The 19,597-nt window shown below is 44.0% G+C and carries 19 protein-coding genes; 9 read left to right on the forward strand and 10 right to left on the reverse strand.

Features of this window, described 5'->3' with window-relative positions:
- Positions 1–59 precede the first annotated feature (59 nt).
- A complete protein-coding gene (gene ppnN / locus OH456_RS15180; RefSeq protein ID WP_031496516.1) occupies positions 60–1,421 on the forward strand; it encodes a nucleotide 5'-monophosphate nucleosidase PpnN in 1,362 nt (453 codons plus the stop codon).
- Between the two features lie 63 nt (positions 1,422–1,484).
- Complete coding sequence (xni, locus tag OH456_RS15185; RefSeq protein ID WP_006075688.1) at positions 1,485–2,267, forward strand: flap endonuclease Xni; 783 nt, start codon at positions 1,485–1,487, stop codon at positions 2,265–2,267.
- Positions 2,268–2,280: 13 nt separating this feature from the next.
- Here xni and rlmM read toward each other — a convergent pair whose 3' ends face one another.
- The 6 genes from rlmM to seqA all read right to left on the reverse strand — a co-directional run bounded on the left by rlmM (position 2,281) and on the right by seqA (position 7,971).
- Positions 2,281–3,372, reverse strand: coding sequence for a 23S rRNA (cytidine(2498)-2'-O)-methyltransferase RlmM (rlmM, locus tag OH456_RS15190; RefSeq protein WP_124940690.1), 1,092 nt, complete (start codon positions 3,370–3,372; stop codon positions 2,281–2,283).
- Positions 3,369–3,785, reverse strand: coding sequence for a DUF423 domain-containing protein (locus tag OH456_RS15195; RefSeq protein ID WP_031493794.1), 417 nt, complete (start codon positions 3,783–3,785; stop codon positions 3,369–3,371). The genes rlmM and OH456_RS15195 overlap by 4 nt, the downstream gene beginning before the upstream one ends.
- Positions 3,778–4,401 (reverse strand): alpha/beta family hydrolase, encoded by a 624-nt coding sequence (locus tag OH456_RS15200; RefSeq protein WP_063606054.1) that lies wholly within the window; start codon positions 4,399–4,401, stop codon positions 3,778–3,780. The genes OH456_RS15195 and OH456_RS15200 overlap by 8 nt, the downstream gene beginning before the upstream one ends.
- Positions 4,394–5,302, reverse strand: coding sequence for a transcriptional regulator GcvA (locus tag OH456_RS15205; RefSeq protein WP_038225434.1), 909 nt, complete (start codon positions 5,300–5,302; stop codon positions 4,394–4,396). Before OH456_RS15205 ends, OH456_RS15200 begins: the two co-directional genes overlap by 8 nt.
- 400 nt (positions 5,303–5,702) lie before the next feature.
- Positions 5,703–7,349, reverse strand: a complete 1,647-nt coding sequence (gene pgm, locus OH456_RS15210) for a phosphoglucomutase (alpha-D-glucose-1,6-bisphosphate-dependent) (protein WP_270033780.1) — start codon at positions 7,347–7,349, stop codon at positions 5,703–5,705.
- A gap of 91 nt (positions 7,350–7,440) precedes the next feature.
- Positions 7,441–7,971 (reverse strand): replication initiation negative regulator SeqA, encoded by a 531-nt coding sequence (gene seqA / locus OH456_RS15215; RefSeq protein ID WP_171389018.1) that lies wholly within the window; start codon positions 7,969–7,971, stop codon positions 7,441–7,443.
- Between the two features lie 93 nt (positions 7,972–8,064).
- Between seqA and OH456_RS15220 the strand changes: the two genes are divergently transcribed.
- From OH456_RS15220 to fldA, 3 genes are all read left to right on the forward strand, one after another.
- Positions 8,065–8,823, forward strand: coding sequence for an alpha/beta fold hydrolase (locus tag OH456_RS15220; RefSeq protein ID WP_031494283.1), 759 nt, complete (start codon positions 8,065–8,067; stop codon positions 8,821–8,823).
- A gap of 98 nt (positions 8,824–8,921) precedes the next feature.
- Positions 8,922–9,143 (forward strand): DUF2788 domain-containing protein, encoded by a 222-nt coding sequence (locus OH456_RS15225; protein WP_006075772.1) that lies wholly within the window; start codon positions 8,922–8,924, stop codon positions 9,141–9,143.
- A 48-nt stretch (positions 9,144–9,191) separates the two neighbouring features.
- Positions 9,192–9,725, forward strand: coding sequence for a flavodoxin FldA (gene fldA / locus OH456_RS15230; protein ID WP_006075773.1), 534 nt, complete (start codon positions 9,192–9,194; stop codon positions 9,723–9,725).
- 48 nt (positions 9,726–9,773) lie between these two features.
- Here fldA and OH456_RS15235 read toward each other — a convergent pair whose 3' ends face one another.
- Positions 9,774–10,181, reverse strand: coding sequence for a hypothetical protein (locus tag OH456_RS15235; RefSeq protein WP_198557393.1), 408 nt, complete (start codon positions 10,179–10,181; stop codon positions 9,774–9,776).
- Positions 10,182–10,255: 74 nt separating this feature from the next.
- Positions 10,256–10,768, reverse strand: a complete 513-nt coding sequence (locus OH456_RS15240; protein ID WP_006071893.1) for a DUF4442 domain-containing protein — start codon at positions 10,766–10,768, stop codon at positions 10,256–10,258.
- Positions 10,769–10,959: 191 nt separating this feature from the next.
- Here OH456_RS15240 and fcrX point away from each other — a divergent pair, with 191 nt between their 5' ends.
- Complete coding sequence (gene fcrX / locus OH456_RS15245; protein WP_006071894.1) at positions 10,960–11,406, forward strand: ferric iron uptake transcriptional regulator FcrX; 447 nt, start codon at positions 10,960–10,962, stop codon at positions 11,404–11,406.
- A 91-nt stretch (positions 11,407–11,497) separates the two neighbouring features.
- On the opposite strand, the gene glnS is transcribed toward fcrX, so the two are convergent.
- Together glnS and nagE are read right to left on the reverse strand one after the other, a co-directional pair.
- Positions 11,498–13,165, reverse strand: coding sequence for a glutamine--tRNA ligase (gene glnS, locus OH456_RS15250; RefSeq protein ID WP_006071895.1), 1,668 nt, complete (start codon positions 13,163–13,165; stop codon positions 11,498–11,500).
- 203 nt (positions 13,166–13,368) lie between these two features.
- Positions 13,369–14,937: an N-acetylglucosamine-specific PTS transporter subunit IIBC gene (gene nagE / locus OH456_RS15255; protein ID WP_038222489.1), complete on the reverse strand. Its 1,569-nt coding sequence runs from the start codon at positions 14,935–14,937 to the stop codon at positions 13,369–13,371.
- A 466-nt stretch (positions 14,938–15,403) separates the two neighbouring features.
- Here nagE and nagA point away from each other — a divergent pair, with 466 nt between their 5' ends.
- The 3 genes from nagA (at position 15,404) to OH456_RS15270 (ending at position 19,439) form a co-directional block, all read left to right on the forward strand.
- Positions 15,404–16,540, forward strand: coding sequence for an N-acetylglucosamine-6-phosphate deacetylase (gene nagA, locus OH456_RS15260; RefSeq protein ID WP_031494860.1), 1,137 nt, complete (start codon positions 15,404–15,406; stop codon positions 16,538–16,540).
- Positions 16,541–16,542: 2 nt separating this feature from the next.
- A complete protein-coding gene (nagC, locus tag OH456_RS15265; RefSeq protein WP_006071900.1) occupies positions 16,543–17,757 on the forward strand; it encodes a DNA-binding transcriptional regulator NagC in 1,215 nt (404 codons plus the stop codon).
- Positions 17,758–17,858: 101 nt separating this feature from the next.
- Positions 17,859–19,439: a cation:proton antiporter family protein gene (locus OH456_RS15270; protein WP_038225443.1), complete on the forward strand. Its 1,581-nt coding sequence runs from the start codon at positions 17,859–17,861 to the stop codon at positions 19,437–19,439.
- The last annotated feature ends 158 nt before the right edge of the window (positions 19,440–19,597 follow it).

Below are 19,597 nucleotides of genomic sequence, written 5' to 3' on the forward strand. Positions count from 1 at the left end.
AACAAATACAGACAGTAGCGAGACATGAATCGCTTTCGGTTCTAGAAAAGGAAATGCTTATGATCACGCATATTAGCCCAGCAGGGAGTATGGACCTGCTGTCTCAGCTAGAAGTAGAGCGTCTTAAAAAAACCGCATCTAGTGACCTTTATCAACTGTATCGCAATTGTACCTTAGCGGTACTCAATTCCGGCAGCCACACCGACAACTCAAAAGAGCTGCTCGACAAATATAAGACTTTTGATGTTAATGTCATGCGCCGTGAACGCGGCATCAAACTTGAACTAGCCAATCCACCAGAACATGCATTCGTGGATGGTCATATTATCAAAAGTATCCAAGAACACCTCTTCTCTGTATTACGTGACATCGTATACGTCAACATGCACTTGGCCGATAGTCAGCGACTTAACCTGACCAACTCTACCCATATCACTAACTTAGTGTTTGGTATCTTACGTAATGCGGGCACATTGATTCCGGGTATCGAACCTAATTTGATTGTCTGTTGGGGCGGACACTCCATAAACCCAACAGAATACCAGTACACTCGAGAAGTCGGTAACGAACTTGGTCTACGAGAGCTTAATATCTGCACTGGTTGTGGTCCAGGCGCAATGGAAGGACCAATGAAAGGAGCCGCGATTGGTCACGCCAAACAGCGTTATACTGAGCAGCGTTATCTAGGTTTAACCGAACCATCAATTATTGCGGCCGAGCCACCAAACCCAATCGTCAATGAGCTGGTTATCATGCCCGACATTGAAAAGCGCTTGGAAGCGTTTGTTCGAATTGCCCACGGTATTATTATTTTCCCAGGTGGTCCAGGGACAGCGGAAGAACTACTATATATCCTTGGTATCATGATGCATCCGAATAATGCCGACCAGCCAATGCCAATCGTCCTGACAGGTCCAAAAGAGAGCGAAGCCTACTTCCGCTCCATTGATGAGTTTGTCCGTTCGACCCTTGGTGAAGAAGCGACGAAGTATTATCAGATCATTATTGATAATCCAGAGAAAGCTGCACAAATCATGAAACAGGCGATGCCAACGGTAAAAGAACATCGTAAAAAAACGGGCGATGCATACAGCTACAACTGGTCACTGCATATTGAACCTGAGTTCCAACTTCCGTTCGACCCCACTCATGAAAATATGGCAGGGTTAGATTTACATCTTAACCAAAGACCTGAAAACCTAGCAGCCGCCCTGCGCCAAGCGTTTTCTGGCATCGTGGCTGGTAACGTTAAAGCTGAAGGCATCAAAGAGATAGAGAAACATGGACCATTTATCATTGACGGTGATAAATCATTAATGAAGAAAATGGACCGATTGTTAGCTGATTTCGTGGCGCAACAACGCATGAAATTACCGGGTTCTGAGTATGTTCCATGTTATCGAATCGCCAACGGCGAATAAAACACTGAAACTCAACTGAAGATTATTTACAATAAGGCCACGTTCTCAAGTGGCCTTAAATTTATGTCAATTCATCTCGTTATCATCGATGCACTCAATCTCATCCGCCGAGTACATGCGGTTCAACCCGACCCAACAGATATCGATAGAACCATTCAAACCACGTCGAGAACCTTACATCGCATTTTAGACGAGTCCAAACCCACGCATATCATTGCCGTGTTTGACCATCATGAACAGGATCGAGGTTGGCGCGCTGACATCCTTCCTGAATACAAGCAAAACCGTAAACCTATGCCTGAGCCTTTATTCAATGGTTTGGAAAAAATACAAGATGCTTGGTGGCAATTAGGCATCGATTCCTTGCTTTCTGAAGGCGATGAAGCTGATGACTTGGTCGCGACCTTGGCGGTAAAAGTAGCCAGTCACAACGAGAAAGTCACCATTATTTCTACAGATAAAGGCTATTGCCAGATACTTTCGCCAACATTACAAATTCGCGATTATTTCCAACACCGTTGGCTAGACGCACCATTTGTTGAGCAAGAGTTTGGGGTCAAACCGGAGCAACTTGCCGACTACTGGGGGTTAACTGGAATCAGCTCATCACAAGTACCTGGGGTTGCTGGGGTAGGACCTAAAGCGGCCAAGGAAATCCTTAATCAGTTCACCGATATTGAGTCGGCTTATACCTCGGATGACCTCGCAGCTAAATACCGTAAGAAGTTAGATGAGCATATTGAAATGGCGAGAAAGTGTAAGCAGGTTGCCGCACTAAAAACCGACATTGAGTTAGGCTTTAATTTACAAGATATCAGATTCGAGGGCTCAAGCGCTCAGTCTTAAGCCCCCATACGCTTTAATGTGGCGAGATGTTGGATAGCACTTGGATGTGCACTGTGATTTCTTCACGGTCGTGGTACAAGTGCTTAGCTTGAAGCTTAAACTTCACCTTGTTCTCGATTAAGAATACCTTAAGGTTTTCAATATCCTGAAGAACCTCGTCATAGCGACCTTTCATTGGCAACTTCAGGTTAAAGATAGTCTCTTTCGCCCAACCACGAATCAACCACTCGCCCATCAGATGAGCAACACGAGCTGGTTTCTCAACCATATCACACACCAACCAAGTAACGTTTTTACGTGGTGGCTCAAACTTAAAACCATCGACTTGATGATGCTTCACTTGACCAGTATTCATTAAGCTGTCTGCCATCATGCCATTATCGATAGCATGAACAAACATCGAACGACGTACTAATTGATACGTCCAACCGCCTGGACAAGCACCTAAATCAACGCCCCACATGCCTGATGCTAATCGAGTATCCCACTCTTCTTTAGGGATAAAGACATGGAATGCTTCCTCAAGCTTTAATGTTGAGCGACTTGGCGCATCCACCGGGAACTTAAGACGAGGGATACCCATGAAAAACGCTGAGCTATTTTCTGGATAGGAGTAACCAACAAAGCAGTGTCCTGAACGAATAAAGCAAATATGCAGCACTGGCTTCTTACTATGCTCTTTATTGAACAGATAACCTTTACCACGCATCGCTTGGCGAACCGGCACCGTGAACTTACGACAGAACTTAAGTAGCTCTTTCGCTTCATTAGTGTCAGGAGTTTCAATACGTAAATCCCCACAGCGAGGAAATTGCTCAATGGACTCCAATGACTCAAGTAGCGGCGTAATACGGTCTTCTGCTGGGAGTGACTCTAGTTCACTCGCGATGGCAAACATTTGACGAGCAAAAATCAGTGATTGGAAATCGATCTCACGAATCAATCTATCTGCATCGCCTGCTTGGTAACATTCAAATATCACATAGCCAGAGTTATTCTTCACTCTAGGGAAGCCGAATACTTCAATGGCATTCGCTTTGTCTTGAATCTCACCTGCACACTCTTTCTCGAATCCAGAGCGGCAATAAAGCATTACTTGTTTCACTGATTGACTCCATCTTTGGTTGTTTCGTCAGTCATCTGATATCCAGCGTAGGCGAGAAATACCCAACCTACCATAAACATCACGCCGCCCATTGGAGTGATAGGTCCAAACCACTTCACCCCTGTTAGCGCTAAGGCGTATAGACTACCGCTAAAGAAAAGGATGCCGATGATAAAGCAAATCGCAGCACGATGAAATGCCTTTCGAGAATTAGGGTTGCTAACGATCGTTGCCAACAAAGCACACAGTAAGATAGCTAAAGTATGAATAAACTGATAAGTCACGCCCGTTTCGAAAACGCCAATAAGATAAGGCGACAGTATCTTTTTCAAACCGTGGGCAGCAAACGCTCCAAGCGCAACACTCAACAGCCCCGAAATAGAAGCGACTATGACAAGAAAGCGGCTAGACATCAGAGATCCCTTTGATAAACAACGCGAGACGATCTACGGCTAACTGTCTATTTTGGGCTTCCGTGAACCCCGAAGACTTGCGAGGCTTAAAGCTATGATCACCATCGGGAATAAAGCTGGTTGAGACTTGGTCTGAAAACTCGAACTGTTCGAATTCTTCAAATTTCCCAAACGTATCTCGCTCTCCTTGGATAATAAGAATCGGTTTATCGATCGTCGCTAAATGTGCGCCTTTATAATTTTCTGGTTTACCAGGAGGATGGAATGGGAAACCTAGACAAGCAATGGATTGAACCATGGGATGTTCAGATAGCATGGATGCCATGCGTCCTCCCATCGACTTACCACCAATCACTATCGGCTGACCATCAGCAACTTCCTCTATGACTGCAGTCATCGCCTCTAACAGTTTAGGCGCACGATCAGGTGGGCGTTTTTTGCCATCTATTGCACGTTTTTCCATATAAGGAAAATTGAAACGAGCAACGCGAACCCCTTTTTCAGCCAAACGCGTGGTGACATCTTGCATGAACTCGTGGTCCATTCCAGCGCCCGCACCGTGAGCAAATAAGAACAGTGGTCCATTTTCTGGGCCATCAAACACAACATTATTCATCCAGAAGTTCCTCTTGCTCACTCTGTGCCTTAGCTAACATCCAATCTCTAAAGGTCGCGATACGTCCCATATCTGCTTGTTTATCATGGCACACGACGTAAAACGCATTCTTGGTGACCAGTACTTCATCAAACGGAGCAATCAATCGCCCAGCATCAAGCTCGGGTTGGGCTAATACGTTATTCCCTAAAGCAATCCCTTGCCCATGTGCCGCAGCTTGCAGCACCATAGTCGAGTGACTGAATATCGGGCCATGATTCACATTTACGCCATCAATCTCGTTTTGTTTCGCAAACTGCTTCCAGTCTTTACGAGAGGTATCATGCAATAAGGTGTGTTTTGACAAATCGGATAGCGCATCTAAAGGCTTATTGCCAAGTAACAGTGCTGGAGAGCAGAGTGGCACCAAAAACTCCTGATAGAGCTTATCAGCACGTAAACCAGGCCAATTGCCGCGACCGTAGTAAATCGCTACGTCAACGTCATCCGTTAGCGAACCCTCATCCATGTCCACCGCCTTTATGCGCACATCAATGTCAGGTTCTTGCTCATTAAAGTCAGCAAGCCTAGGAACCAACCACTGAATCGCAAAGCTCGGCGGTAAGCTGATGGTCAACGCACCTTTTTCGCTTCGCTCTAACACCTTATCTGTCGCTTCGGCTAAAGAGGTAAATATATCTTTGATATCAAGAAAATACCCTTGCCCTTCTTCGGTAAGTAATAATGAACGATTACGGCGACGAAACAGTTTTAATCCCAAGAATTCTTCAAGGGCTTTAATCTGATGACTGACCGCAGCTTGGGTCACAAACAGTTCTTCGGCTGCGCGAGTAAAACTCAAATGGCGCGCTGCAGCTTCGAAAACTTTTAGCGAGTTAAGTGGAGGCAAACGTCTAGACATAGCGACTCTCTAAAGCATTAGTTTTTTTAATCTGAAACATTATAAATTGTCCATTGCCGAACAGCCAGAGAAATTCTATATTTCATCCCGCAAACGCGAGTCTGAACGGCTTGATTCTCTGTAGAATCAATTGACTTGCGCTTGCGATGTTGTGTTTGCAATCTCGATTTTCGAGTTAGGTAGATTCTACCACCACACTTTGGCTAGTTATCCCCTAGTCGATGTGTGTACTTCCTGTATTTTTGACCTGTCTGTCAAATTTTCTTACACCGCCTAAATGGCGGTGTTTTTTTATCTGCGTTTTATTCGAAACTATTGCATAAAAAAACGGCCGCAATTTGCGACCGCTTATTACAATATTATTAATAGTAGAACTAATCGTTAATCTATCAGATTAAGATTACAGACCTGCCGCGGCAAACACCTGATTGACGATTTCTTGCGCTTCTGCCTCGATCAGTTTCAAATGCTCTTCACCTTTGAAGCTTTCACAATAAATCTTATAGATGTCCTCTGTGCCTGACGGACGAGCCGCAAACCAGCCGTTTTCTGTCGTCACTTTCAGACCGCCGATTGCAGCACCGTTACCTGGAGCGTGCGTCAAACGAGCTGTGATGGCATCACCAGCTAACGTTTCTGCCGCTACCATTTCTGGAGACAGTTTCTTAAGTACATTCTTTTGTTCAGTGTTGGCAACAGCTTGAATACGGTTGTACTTAGATTCACCGTGCTTCGCTGCCAGCTCTTCGTAGTACTCTTGTGGATTCTTACCCGTTACCGCGGTAATTTCAGCAGCTAGCAAGCAAAGGATGATACCGTCTTTGTCCGTTGACCATGGCGTTCCGTCTTTACGTAAGAAGGACGCACCAGCACTTTCTTCACCACCGAAGCCAAACTCGCCGTTATACAGACCATCTACAAACCACTTAAAGCCCACAGGTACTTCACACAGTGTGCGGCCAAGGTCGGCAACCACACGGTCAATTAGCGCACTCGATACTAGCGTCTTACCTACTGCCACATCGTCACGCCACTGGCTACGATGACGGTAGAGATAGTCGATACAAACAGCCAAATAGTGGTTCGGGTTCATTAGGCCTTTTGGCGTCACAATACCGTGTCGGTCATAATCTGGGTCATTACCAAATGCTAAATCGTAGTCATCTTTAAGCGCCAGTAATCCCGCCATCGCATAAGGTGATGAACAGTCCATGCGAACCACGCCGTCTTTATCTAAAGACATAAACTGGAATGATGGGTCTACCGCTTCGCTGACTAACGTCAGATCCAAGTTGTAAGCGCTGGCAATTTGACGCCAATAATCGATACCTGAACCACCTAATGGATCAACGCCGATTTTCAGGTTTGACTTCTGAATCGCTTCCATATCAATCACATTTACCAAGTCATCGATGTACGGCTTAACAAGGTCACGCTCTTGGAATAAAGGCAGAGTTTTTGCTACTGCAATAGGAAGACGTTTCACGTCTTTCATTTCATTAGCAATGATGTCGTTAGCACGATCCTCAATAGCCTGAGTAAGTTCTGCTTCTGCTGGACCGCCATGCGTTGGGTTGTACTTGATGCCACCATCTTGCGGTGGGTTATGCGATGGTGTGATAACAATACCATCCGCTTTATCCGCATTTGCTAAGTTATGAGTAAGAATAGCGTGAGAAATACCCGGTGTTGGGGTGTAGCCATTGTTCTCTTGAGCGATAACAGTAACGCCGTTTGCTACAAGCACTTCAACGACAGTTGAGAATGCAGGCTCTGACAATGCGTGAGTATCTTTACCTACGAAAAGTGGACCTGTAGTGCCCTTTTCTGCACGAACTTCAGCAACAGCTTGCGCTATTGCTAAAATGTGGTTTTCATTGAAGGTTGCTTTGTCAGCGCAACCACGGTGACCGGAAGTACCAAATTGCACACTTTGTGCTTGGTTGCCAGCTTCAGGTTGAATTAAAAAGTAATTAGCAACGAGCGCAGGAATATTATGCAGGTCTTCTTGCTGAGCCTTTTGGCCCGCGCGTGGGTGTATAGCCATAACAGACGTCCTTTCAAAATTAAGCTTAAAAATAAAAAAAACCTCATAATACTCGTTTCAATATGAACATTATGAGGTTTGAATCGAAATCTTAGATGGATGCCGTCACTTTTTCGATGAGTTCGGCGGGATAATCCATCATGGTCATCACCTGCTCCACCATTTGCCTTTTACGACTGGTATTAGTGTTGGTGATAACCCAGAAAGGGGTATTAGGAATTGCTTTCGGCTTAGTCGTATTGCCGCTTTCTAGCAAAGCCGCTTCATTATTTGCGAAATAAACGCGTTTGCGACCTTTAACTTGTGAAGCTTCAGAGAAGCCTTCTGGATTTAAGCGATGCAGAGTTGATAGTACCAACATAAATCTATCGATAGCTTTTTTCAATCCAGCAAACTCGTCAGAAATCAGCAGTGAGCGCATTTCTTTTACTGAATCTACCGCCTCTACCTGAGGGTTCTCTTTACTAACGACGATAGTTTTAGCGGCAGCTGGTTTCTGTTCCGTTTCGGCTGCATCTACCTTTAATAAACGTCGTAAGATATCTGAAGCACTTTCGCCAATGTGGTGGGTCTGGCTTGCAATATAACGGTATAGATCCTCATCAACCTCAATTGTTTTCATTCGCTTTTCACAGTCTCTATGTTTAAACTCTGGGTGATTATAACGAGTTCCGCGATGAACCTCTACGTTAAACACATCACGAATAACAGAAAAATGTCAGCTTTATTGAACTATAAAAGAGAAGGTCAAGGCTTACCTGTCGTCCTCATCCACGGTCTGTTCGGAGACTTGAACAACCTTGGTGTTTTGGCTAGAGACCTAAAACAAGACTTTGATGTCATTAGTATCGACCTACGTAACCATGGTCGTTCTTTCCATAGCGATGATCATAACTACACCTTGATGGCTCAAGATGTGGTGCAACTGCTTGAGTCATTAGATATCACTAAGCCAATTGTCATCGGTCATTCAATGGGTGGCAAAGTTGCTATGCGTTTGTGTGATTTTGATTATCCACTTTCAAAACTGATTGTGATGGACATGTCTCCAGTCGAGTACACTGTGCGCAGACATGACAATGTATTGTCTGGACTAGACGCGGTGATTGCCAGTAAGCCAACGTCGCGCGCCGATGCTATGGGACTGATGAGTCAACACATCGAAATGGAAGGGGTTCGCCAATTTCTTGGTAAATCTTTGTATAAACAGGATGACTATCTTGCTTGGCGTTTTAATGTTGAGAGTTTGAAGCGTAACTACTTAGCTATCTTGAGCTGGCAACCAATTGAGAAAAGTAATGTTCCGATTTTATTTATTAAAGGCGGAGACTCAGATTACCTCACGGCCGAACATCAGCCTTTGATACAAGCTCAATTTTCAAATGCCAAAGCGCATGTTATTGCCAATACTGGGCATTGGCTTCATGCAGAAAAACCGGCAGAAGTACTAAGAGCTATACGCAAATTTATCTAAATTTGACGTCAAACCATTACTCGACTGCGAGCACGCATTAACTTTATCGAACAACAGTGGTATAGTTCCGCGCAAGCATATTGGCATAAAGGAATACCATGCTTTACGACTACATAAACAAACTGGAATCTATTGGTTTGGATCTACTGTTTGCAGCGATCTTCTTTTTGATCGGTATGGCAATCAAAGATGTCCTCAAACAAGGTAATGTTCCTGTTTTTGGTCGACGTATTGTATGGCTTGTGCTGTTCTTAGGGTGTGCAGGTTTTGTCGCAAAAGGCATTATTCAGCTCAGCTGGGAAGGCACAGGACTCGGCTAACGTTCCGGTTCCTTAATCCAACACAGACAATGAAAAGGTACTGAATCTATGGCAAGTGTAGGTCTATTCTTTGGTAGCGATACTGGCAACACAGAAGCTATTGCAAAGATGATCCAAAAACAATTGGGTAAACAGCTCGTTCACGTTCAAGACATTGCAAAAAGCAGCAAAGAAGATATCGACAATTTCGATTTACTGCTTTTAGGTATCCCAACTTGGTATTACGGCGAAGCTCAAGCAGATTGGGATGATTTCTTCCCAGAGCTAGAAGGCATTGACTTCTCAACTAAGCTTGTTGCTATCTTTGGCTGTGGTGACCAAGAAGACTACGCAGAGTACTTCTGTGATGCTATGGGTACAGTACGTGACATCGTTGAAGCAAAAGGCGGTACTATCATTGGTTACACACCAACTGAAGGGTACGAGTTTGAAGCTTCTAAAGCACTTGTTGAAGGCGATGAGTCACAATTCGTTGGCCTATGTATCGACGAAGACCGCCAGCCAGAACTAACTGACGAGCGTGTATCTAACTGGACTAAGCAACTTTATGAAGAAATGTGCTTAGCTGAGCTAGAAGATTAATTCACTCGCCAAAGTGAATGCAAAAAAACCTCCATTTCGGAGGTTTTTTTATTTTGATTGTGTATCAGAAGTACTACAAATTCGGGTTTTTGAAGCAATTTGGCCTGTTTCAAACTCAATCGACTCTGTTGCAGCAATTTGGCTAACATTACTAAACCGTCCATTAAGTATAGGCATCAGTTGCTGACAGACTTGCTGAGTCATCGCCTCTAGCATCCAGGTAGTCATTGATTCTGTTTCAGGGTCTCCCGCATATCGATATGTGGTCGTTCTAAACAAAATCCCATCATTGAGCGCAAGATGCATATCAGAGATTGTGATTTTAGGGTCAACTTGCTTAAATTTAATATGAGCAAGATCGTCGTTGAGCTGTCTCAAAATTTCAGGTGTTAAGGTTTCTGAAAGTACAGTGCCGCTAAAGAGCACTGTTAAACCTAAAATGACTAAACGCTTCACTGACACCTCACTACATCATTAATTCAGTTAATAATAAACCAAACCATAACCGTGTTGTGTACTACTGGCAAAAACTAAGCTTGCACCGACGTAGTATCATTTTCTGTTTCTGCGCGGTATTTAGGCTTCTTACGGATATAAAGTTTACGTTGAATGGTGGCGACGACCTCACCATGCTGGTTGTGAATGTGGGTGACAAACTCTGGAAAGCACTTATCCCCTGTTGCCGTACTGTGTAGAATGCCGTCCAACATATCTTGGCTCACTACAAACTCAGCATTTAAGTCAGAAAAACCTGGCTTGATAAAATCGATACTGGCTTCTTTATCCCAAACATAATATTGCTCGCGAAGAATTCCCATCAACATCAACGAATAGATAGGATCAGTCATGGCGAAAATACTGCCGCCAAACTGGGAACGATTGGCATTTTTGTTCCACCACTTCAGTTTTAATCGCACTTTAACTGAACGAAAATCCTCACTGATCTCAGTGATTTTTATCCCGGCTCCCCAAAAAGGTGGCCAGATGTTCAATGCAAACTTCACGTATTTGGGTTTATAAATTTTCGCTAATCGTTTATCCATAACTCGCAATCCAACTTCATATGTAAACGAATTGTAACTGGTCAGACGTGTTTGTAAAGTGACATTGTTCGCCTTCTATGTTAATACTTAGTAACCCTTTGAAGTTCGAGGTTTATTGTTACGCTGTAGTACCCTATAATGAATAGATTACTGAAATCTGTTTATTGCTGCAGATCATTACAGGAAAGTTTATGTCAGACAACAATAAGGCACTTAAAGACGCGGGACTGAAAGTCACGCTGCCGCGACTAAAAATTTTAGAAGTACTGCAGAAGCCAGAGTACCAACATATCAGTGCAGAAGATCTGTACAAGAAGCTCATCGATCTTGGAGAAGAGATCGGTTTAGCTACGGTTTACCGTGTTCTAAACCAATTTGATGATGCGGGTATTGTTACACGCCATCACTTCGAAGGTGGTAAATCGGTATTTGAGCTTTCTACTCAGCACCATCATGATCACCTTGTGTGCCTAGATTGTGGTGAGGTTATCGAGTTCTCTGACGATGTGATTGAAACTCGTCAAAAAGAGATTGCAGCTCGTTATAATATCGAACTCACCAACCACAGCCTTTACCTCTATGGTAAGTGCATTGGTGGTGCATGCAAAGATAACCCTAAAGCGCACGAACCTCGTTAACACGCTAAATGGGTAGAATTAAAAAAACCAGCCATTGTGGCTGGTTTTTTAGTATCTAAAGCCCCTCTCAGAAAAGAGAGGCTTAAAGTGATTATTTTGCTTCGACCTTAGCCCAAGTGTCACGTAGACCAACGGTACGGTTGAAAACCAAAGATTCAGCACTAGAGTCTTTGATGTCCGCACAGAAGTAACCCATACGCTCAAATTGGTAACCTTGAGAAGCATCTGCTGCTGCCAAACTTGGCTCTACAAAGCCCTTTGACACAACTAGAGACTCTGGATTGATGGTTTCAGCAAAGTTATCCGCCGCCGCAGGGTTAGCAACAGTAAACAAGCGATCATACAGGCGAATCTCAGCAGGTAGACCTTTATCCGCTGATACCCAGTGAATAACGCCTTTCACTTTACGACCGTCAGCTGGATTTTTACCTAGCGTATCAGCATCGTAACTACAGAAAATCGTAGTAATATTGCCAGCTTCGTCTTTCTCAATGCGCTCTGCTTTGATCACATAAGCACCACGTAAACGAACTTCTTTACCTAAAACAAGACGCTTATACTTCTTGTTGGCTTCTTCGCGGAAATCTTCACGTTCAATCCAAACTTCACGAGTAAATGGTACTTCACGTGTACCCATTTCTGGTTTATTCGGGTGATTTGCAATTGATAAGGTTTCACCTTCACCTTGGTAGTTTTCGATCACAATTTTCACAGGATCTAAAACAGCCATTGCACGAGGAGCGTTCTCATTCAAATCATCGCGAACGCATGACTCTAGAGAACCAAACTCGATCATGTTCTCTTGTTTTGTCACACCGATACGTTTGCAGAATTCACGAATTGAAGCAGGCGTAAATCCACGACGACGCAAACCAGAAATCGTTGGCATACGCGGGTCATCCCAGCCGTTAACCAGTTTCTCAGTCACCAGTTGGTTAAGCTTACGCTTTGACATCACTGTGTATTCCAAGTTCAGACGACTGAACTCATACTGATGCGGTTGGCAATCAATAGTGATGTTTTCAAGAACCCAGTCGTACAAGCGACGGTTATCTTGGAACTCTAACGTACATAGCGAGTGGGTAATGCCCTCAAGCGCATCTGAAATACAGTGAGTGAAGTCATACATCGGATAAATGCACCACTTGTCACCTGTTTGATGGTGGTGAGCGAAACGAACACGATAAAGCACAGGATCGCGCATAACCATAAATGATGAACTCATGTCGATCTTGGCACGAAGACAAGCTGTACCCTCTTCGAAGCCGCCATCACGCATTTTTTCGAATAGCGCTAAGTTCTCTTCAACTGAACGATCACGATATGGGCTTGGTTTACCAGGTGCGGTAAGCGTTCCTCGATACTCGCGGATCTGCTCTGGACTTAGCTCGTCAACATACGCTAAGCCTTTATTAATCAATTCAACCGCATACTCGTAAAGCTTATCGAAGTAGTTTGATGAATAACACACGTCACCAGACCACTCAAAGCCTAACCAGCTTACATCATTCTTAATCGACTCAACGTATTCAACGTCTTCTTTTTCAGGGTTTGTATCATCAAAACGAAGATTACATTGTCCCTGATAGTCCTGAGCAATACCGAAGTTTAAACAAATAGATTTTGCGTGACCGATATGCAGGTAACCATTTGGCTCCGGCGGAAAACGAGTATGCACGCTAGTATGCTTGCCATCCGCTAAATCTTTATCAATGATTTGGCGAATAAAGTTCGATGGACGAGCCTCAGCTTCACTCATCTATAACACCTCTATGTTTTAAGTATTGTCAGATATATAAACGCTAATGATCCACAATTCCTTGCGAAACCTCAACAAGAACTCGCATTTTCACAAGATTATTTTAGTACTGAAACTTGAACGGTGAAAAAGCAGAACAAAAGAGGCATAAAAAAAGCCTCTCATATGAGAGGCTTTACTATGGAAATCAATGAGTAGCTAGACTATGGAAGTTTTACTTCTGATAAGTCTTCACCAGCACCGATAGACTTCATTTCACCGGCAATGATTTCAGCTAGAGGGCCTAGGATAACTTGTAGGTTATTTTCACCTAGTTTCACTACACCTTTCGCACCTAGCTTTTTAAGTACAGCTTCGTCAGCAACAGAGCGGTCTTTAAGCGTTAGACGTAGACGTGTGATACAAGCATCGATTGAAGTTAGGTTATCGTGACCACCTAGGGCTTTTAGGTATTGGCGAGCTAGGTCACCGTTTTTCACGTCACCGTCAACTTCTACTTCTACATCATCGTCTTCACGACCAGGCGACTTCAGGTTGAAAGCGCGGATTGCGAAGCTGAATGTGAAGAAGTATAGAGCACCGAAGCCTAGACCGATTAGTAGTAGTGTGAATGGTTTCGTAGCTAGACCCCAGTTCAATACGAAGTCGATTAGACCAGCAGAGAAGCCGAAGCCGTGTAGCGTACCAAACATGTTAGCAACAACTAGAGCTAGACCAGTAAATACTGCGTGCATTGCATATAGTGCAGGTGCTAGGAATACAAACATGAACTCTAGTGGCTCTGTGATACCAGTTAGGAATGAACAGAATGCTACAGAGAATAGTGCACCACCAACTTGGCTGCGTTTCTCAGCAGGTGCTGCTAGGTACATTGCTAGTGCTGCACCTGGTAGACCAAACATCATTACAGGGAAGAAGCCGTTCATGAATACACCAGCGCTCTTATCGCCGCCGAAGAAGCGGTGTAGGTCACCAGTTTTCACTGTTTCAGTAACTTCTTTAACTGTTGCTGTGATTTCAGGAGTTACAGAGTTAGCAAACTCGAATGTATGAGCTTGACCAGCTACTAGAGTCTTAGCAAGAGCTGGGTCTACACAAAGCTGTTGTAGAGAAGGAAGCGCTTGACCAGCAGCTTGAGCGCCAGTAACTAGAACTTCTTGACACGTACCCATACCGAACCAGAAGTATGAGTTAAGAACGTGGTGAAGACCTACAGGGATAAGTGCACGGTTAAGCGTACCATAAACGAACTGACCAATTGCGCCAGAAGTTGATACTGCGTGTGCTAGAGCGTCAAGACCACCTTGGATGCTAGGCCAAACCACACCTGAGATCGCACCTGCTACTAGAGCAAATAGACCAGCCATGATAGGAACTAGACGCTTACCTGCGAAGAATGCCAACCATTCTGGAAGACGAGTCGCATGGAATGCGTTGTAAGAGTGACCTGCAATGATACCTGCGAAGATACCACCGAAGAATGACATGTTAACGTCAGCGTTGATTGTTGTTGCTGTCGCAGTTAGAACGAAGTAAGCAACTGCACCAGCAAGACCTGCTGCACCGTTACCGTCTTTAGAAAGACCAATCGCAATACCTAGACCGAATAGCAGAGGCAGTTGACCGAAAATCGCTCCACCAGCTTGCGCCATAAATGGAATGTCTAAAAGGTCGCCTTGACCCAAACGTAGTAGAAGCGCCGCAATCGGAAGCGTTGCGATAGGTAGCATTAACGCTTTACCTAGCTTCTGTGCATATCCTAGCATATTCACCTTAAGTTCCCCCTATAGGATTTGAATTTTGTTGGACGACTTATTTTAGCCGTTCAATTTAGTCCTATTCAGTTTATGAAATTAATTTTGCTCCGCAAATTAAAACCTCACCATTTGTGATCATAATCACCAGTTTTTGCCAAAATAGAGGCTTTTTGCTAGCTAGATCATAAAACTTATTTTATCATACGAAAAAATAGCAAAATCTAAGTAGGATTTTGCCTGAGAGAGTTGCACTAAGTAGCGATTATTTTGCGATTGGAATCAACTTTTCCAATGTAATGACTACACATAAAATAACAATAACTCCCTCATTATCATTAAGTTACTTTGACTGTTTTATCTAATTAAAACTTGCTGACTACTAAATCCGTCTCATTGCTACAAGCAGAAAACTAAGTCGAATCTTCACTGTTTCGATAACCGCAATGAGCTAAAGAGAATACAACACAAGGATTCGCTAACTATGTATGCATTAACTAACTGTAAGATCTTCACGGGTAGTGACGTTCTCACCAATCATGCGGTGCTAATCAATGGTGACCAAATCGAGTCGGTTCTGCCTAGCGCAGAGCTTCCAAGTGACATTAAGTGCGTGGATTTAAACGGCGCAAACCTAAGCCCGGGTTTTATTGATTTGCAGCTAAACGGCTGTGGCGGTGTGATGTTCAATGACGAAATAACCGCCGACACTATCCATACCATGCATAGAGCTAACCTTAAGTCAGGCTGTACTAGCTTCTTACCTACGCTGATTACTTCATCTGATGACAATATGCGCCAAGCATTGACCGCAGCTCGCGAATACCACAGCCAGAACCAAAACCACTCTCTTGGCCTACACCTAGAAGGTCCTTACCTAAACGTTGCGAAAAAAGGCATTCATAGCCCTGACTTCATTCGTCAATCTGACGATGCAATGATCGACCTTATCTGTGAAAACCGCGACCTCGTCGCAAAAGTGACCTTAGCTCCAGAACAAAACGCACCAGAGCATATCGAAAAGCTACGTAAAGCAGGTATTGTGGTCTCAATTGGCCACACTAATGCCACTTACGAAGAAGCCCGTAAAGGTTTTGAATCTGGCATTACATTCGCAACGCATTTATTTAATGCGATGACGCCAATGACAGGTCGTGAGCCGGGCGTTGTTGGTGCTATTTACGATACGCCAGATGTCTACGCCGGTGTGATTGCCGATGGTTTCCATGTTGACTATGCGAACATTCGCATCGCGCATAAAGTGAAAGGTGAAAAGTTAGTATTAGTGACGGACGCCACAGCTCCAGCGGGTGCTGACATGGATTACTTTATTTTTGTCGGTAAGAAAGTATATTACAAGGATGGTAAGTGCGTGGATGAAAACGGCACACTAGGTGGCAGCGCACTTACAATGATTGAGGCGGTTCAGAACACAGTTGAACACGCTGGTATCGCTTTGGACGAAGCTCTACGAATGGCGACGCTTTACCCTGCTAAAGCAATGGGTTTAGAAGACAAGCTTGGCCGCATTAAGAAAGGCATGATTGCTAACTTGACCGTATTCGATAGAGATTATAATGTCCAAGGCACAATTGTTAACGGACAATACGAGCAAAATTGAGCATGAATGGCGGACAAATAGGTAACGTAGATTTAGTAAAACAACTTAACAGTGCAGCGGTTTACCGTTTAATAGACCAACAAGGGCCTATTTCTCGCATTCAAGTTGCTGATGTTAGCCAGCTGGCACCTGCAAGCGTTACCAAAATTACCCGCCAATTATTGGAGCGCGGCCTTATCAAAGAGGTCGCTCAACAAGCCTCAACAGGTGGACGCAGAGCCATCTCTCTAACGACAGCTGTGGAGCCTTTCCACTCTGTCGCAGTACGTCTCGGTCGAGATTATGTGCAGTTCTCTCTTTACGATTTGGGTGGCCGTGAAATGGCCTTCTCCCATAATGATTTTTACTACACCAATCAAAGTGAACTTAGCGAAGGCTTGGTGACATCGCTTCGCGAATTTCTAAAAGAACACAGCCCTAAAATCGAACAGCTTATTGCTATTGGCATTACCCTACCTGGGCTGGTTAACCCGACTACGGGTGTTGTTGAATACATGCCAAATACCGACATCGACAAACTCGAGCTCGCTGACTTAGTTCGTGCTCAATTCAAAGTAGAGTGTTTTGTAGGTAACGATATTCGTGGTTTAGCTCTGGCAGAACATTACTTTGGCGCAAGCCGCGACTGCCAAGATTCCATATTGGTCAGTGTTCACCGTGGTACTGGTGCTGGTATTATCGTCAATGGCCAAGTGTTCTTAGGGCACAACCGCAATGTGGGTGAAATTGGTCATATCCAAATCGATCCGCTAGGTGAACAATGCCAATGTGGCAACTTTGGCTGCTTAGAAACGGTTGCGGCTAACCCAGCAATTGTCAAACGCGTTAAAAAGCTGATTGAACAAGGGTATGAGTCAACACTTGCTCTAAAAGAGCACATAACTATTGAAGATGTTTGCTCACACGCATTAAATGGCGACGAGTTAGCCAAACAGAGCTTAGTTCGAGTGGGTAACCAGCTCGGCAAAGCCATCGCAATCACTATTAACCTGTTCAACCCGCAGAAAATCATTATTGCTGGTGACATTACCATGGCAAAAGAGATTGTCTTCCCAGCGATTCGTCGTAATGTCGAAAACCAGTCATTAACGACATTCCACACAGAGCTACCAATTGTTGCTTCAGAAATCGATAAGCAACCTACAATGGGTGCCTTCGCTATGATCAAACGCGCCATGCTAAATGGGGTTTTGTTACAAAAACTACTCGAAGATTGAGAAAATGTTTTGAAATAACAAACAAACCCTTACATAAATTATGTAGAATATGTGACCACACTTCGGTGTGGTCTTTTTGTCTTCAGATAATAAAAAATACTATGGAACTGATCCTTATAACCGTCGCCTTCATCGCGGGTTTCCTCGCATTGAAATGTCAACTACCACCCTTAGTAGGTTTTCTACTTGCTGGGTTTATTCTGCATCACTTTGGTTTTGAATCGACCGATACCATTACCACTCTTGCAGACCTTGGTGTGACACTTCTACTGTTTACTATTGGCTTAAAGCTCGACATTAAAACTTTGTTGTCCAAAGAAATTTGGGCCGGCGCAACCATTCATAATCTGCTTTCGACACTTTTGTTCGCCGTTTTGTTACTTGGTTTGAAAATTCTGGGTGTTTCTAGCCTTGCTACGCTCGACGTTGAGCAACTTATTCTGTTGGGCTTTGCTCTTTCCTTCTCAAGTACTGTATTTGCAGTAAAAACCTTACAAGAAAAAGGTGAGATGAATGCTACCTATGGCACTCTCGCCATTGGTATCCTGGTTATGCAGGATATCTTCGCGGTCATCTTTTTAACAGCATCAACAGGCAAGTTCCCAGAATGGTATGCCATCGGACTATTTGCTCTTCCTCTCCTTCGTCCCATCATGTTCAAGCTATTAAATAAAGCCGGACATGGCGAAATGCTCGTATTAAGTGGCATTTTCTTCGCACTCGTCATGGGTGCAGGGTTATTTGAATTGGTTGGAATGAAGCCGGATTTGGGTGCGCTTATCTTGGGTATGCTGTTAGCTTCACATTCTAAAGCTTCTGAGCTGTCAAAATCACTTTTCAATTTAAAAGAGCTGTTCTTAGTCTGCTTTTTCCTCAATATTGGTCTTGCTGATCAGCCTACAATCGAAGGTTTTGTGCTCGGTGCATTGCTCCTCTTGTTACTGCCACTGAAAGGCATTCTTTACTTCGTGGTCATCAACGCATTTAAATTCCGTGTCCGTACGTGCCTTCTAACTACACTCACTCTGTTTAACTTCAGTGAGTTCGGTCTCATTGTCGGTGGCTTGGCTTACAAACTGGGTTGGATTTCCGGTGACATCTTAGTCGCGTTAGCCATTGCCGTATCGTTGTCCTTTATCGTTTCTGCCCCTCTAAACCGAATTGGGCACAGCATTTACTTGCGCAGTGCGAAGTGGCTAAAGGAACAAGCAGCAGAGAAGATCAATACCCGCGACCAATTCATCAATCCAGGCGAAGCTCAGGTTCTGATTCTTGGCATGGGACGAATCGGCACTGGTGCTTATGACGAGCTCTACCAACGATATGGAAAAGTTAGCCTAGGTGTTGAAGTGCGCGAAGAAGCCGCTAAGCAACATCGAGAGGAAGGCAGAAATGTTATAGCCGGCGATGCCACCGACCCTGATTTCTGGGAACGTATTCTCGACACAGCTCATGTAAAGTTGGTATTGCTGGCAATGCCCCACCATCAAGGTAATCAAACTGCGTTAGACCTACTTCACCAAAAGCAGTTTAAAGGGCAAATTGCTGCTATCGCCGCTTACCCAGATCAATTGGATGAGTTGGAGCAAATGGGTGTTAATGCGGCATTTAATATCTACAGCGAAGCAGGTAGTGGTTTCGCACGCCATGTGTGCGATCAGCTGCAACCTAACCTCAAATAGCAACCTCTACAAACATAATTAAAAGCCGGTCAATCCGGCTTTTTTTGTGGTTAATTGACCATCAAAGCACCAATATCTAAATGCCATATACCAAAAAGGCCATTCAATTAAAAAATATTTAATCAAACCTCACTTTTATCATCTTTTTCGTTCATCAC

The organism is Vibrio sp. La 4.2.2 (assembly GCF_027586995.1).
GTDB lineage: Bacteria > Pseudomonadota > Gammaproteobacteria > Enterobacterales > Vibrionaceae > Vibrio > Vibrio mediterranei.